General features: G+C 28.9%; 3 protein-coding genes. All 3 read right to left on the bottom strand.

The window, feature by feature from the left end; all coding sequences use genetic code 11:
• Positions 1–126: ORF6N domain-containing protein (locus tag BM227_RS13405; RefSeq protein ID WP_245757073.1), on the bottom strand; the 126-nt coding region annotated here is incomplete at its 3' end.
• Between the two features lie 179 nt (positions 127–305).
• Positions 306–692 (bottom strand): type II toxin-antitoxin system VapC family toxin, encoded by a 387-nt coding sequence (locus tag BM227_RS12595; protein WP_092914367.1) that lies wholly within the window; start codon positions 690–692, stop codon positions 306–308.
• On the bottom strand, positions 676–903 hold the full coding sequence (locus tag BM227_RS12590) for a hypothetical protein (RefSeq protein ID WP_092914365.1): 228 nt from the start codon (positions 901–903) through the stop codon (positions 676–678). The genes BM227_RS12595 and BM227_RS12590 overlap by 17 nt, the downstream gene beginning before the upstream one ends.
• Positions 904–1,346: the final 443 nt, after the last annotated feature.

Genomic DNA, 1,346 nt, shown 5'->3' with positions numbered 1-1,346 from the left:
ACTTTCATTTGGAAACTTGTCTGGATTATTTTTAACTGCTTTATTTACATCTCTGGTTTCTACCTCATAAACCTTTGCTACATCACTATCTAGTAATACCTTTTGACCTCTGATCTCAATAATCAACTCTTCAATATTTTCAAATGCTATAATTGAGTGTTGAATTTTATTTTGGTTTGGCTTTGAAGAGGGTTAAAGGGGAGAGTTTGGGGTTCGGAGCTCGGAGTTCGGTTTTAATGGTTTAAGTCTTTCTACTATCTCTTCTTTTAGTTTTTTTATCTCTATTTTAGTTTTTTTCATAAAAGTTATTCTTGCAAAAAAGGATTAATGATTTTCAGTTCCAATCCATTAAAATCTTTCGTATTTCTTGTAACAAGTGTATAATCATACACCATAGCAGTAGAAGCAATTATATTATCTGCTAATTTAATTTTCTTAACTCTTCTATTTTTAATACACTGCATAGCTATATCGTCAGAAGTATCTATAACTCTAAACAGATTTAACAGTTCGATTACATTATTTTCTTCATTATTTTCAAAATTAAATGATAACACTTCAATGTATGTAATTCTAGATATATAAATTTTATCTATATTTGCCTCTAAAAATTTAGTTGCAACCTTCTCTCCATTTAGATGATAGATAAAAATATTAGAATCTACCAAAAATTTACTATATTTCTCTATCAATTCTAATTTCCTCTTGCCATTTAATAGGATCTATATTTTTATCTTTTAATATCCCAGAAGTCTTTTTTAAAATTCTGCTTGCACTATTTTCATCATTTTCATCATTTTCATCAAAAGGCAATACTAAAATTTCAACCTTTTTGTTGACATACTCTTTTGGAATATGAACTCTATAAAATTCATCTTTAACTCTTATGATTTCCCTTACCATAATTTTCTCCTCTCAAATTCCAATACTCCATTATACAATAATCCAAATCTTAAACAATCTACTTTAAAAGCATAAAACTTTCTGCACATCCAAAAACTTTCATTAATGCGAATGCGGGACTCTTGTGCTTGTACTCTCTGTGAGAAAGTCCCGACCCCATATTGGGGATTGGACTTTAGTCCAATAAAAAAGAAAACCTCTAGTATCCGCTTATTTTCGTATAATTAAAGAATTTTACTTGCATTTTAATACTTTTTTTAACTTTGTCCTCAAAAACTCGACACTTTAATCATTCTCTGTTGCATCATCTTCTTTTTTAAATTCTATATCTAAAACATCCAATCTCTCTTTAGCTTCTTTCATTGTGTACTCGATCATCTCGTTATCTTGAGCATTTGTTATCATTTGCATTGCTTTATATCCGCCATACAATACACTCAAAT

Origin of the sequence: Hydrogenimonas thermophila, assembly GCF_900115615.1 — a bacterium.
Classification (GTDB): Bacteria; Campylobacterota; Campylobacteria; order Campylobacterales; family Hydrogenimonadaceae; genus Hydrogenimonas; species Hydrogenimonas thermophila.
This window is presented reverse-complemented; position numbering and strand designations above follow the sequence as displayed.

What these genes read in the sequence shown, in the direction of transcription:
- BM227_RS12590 (WP_092914365.1), bottom strand. Translation starts at nt 903, where the DNA reads ATGGTAAGGGAAATCATAAGAGTTAAAGATGAATTTTATAGAGTTCAT.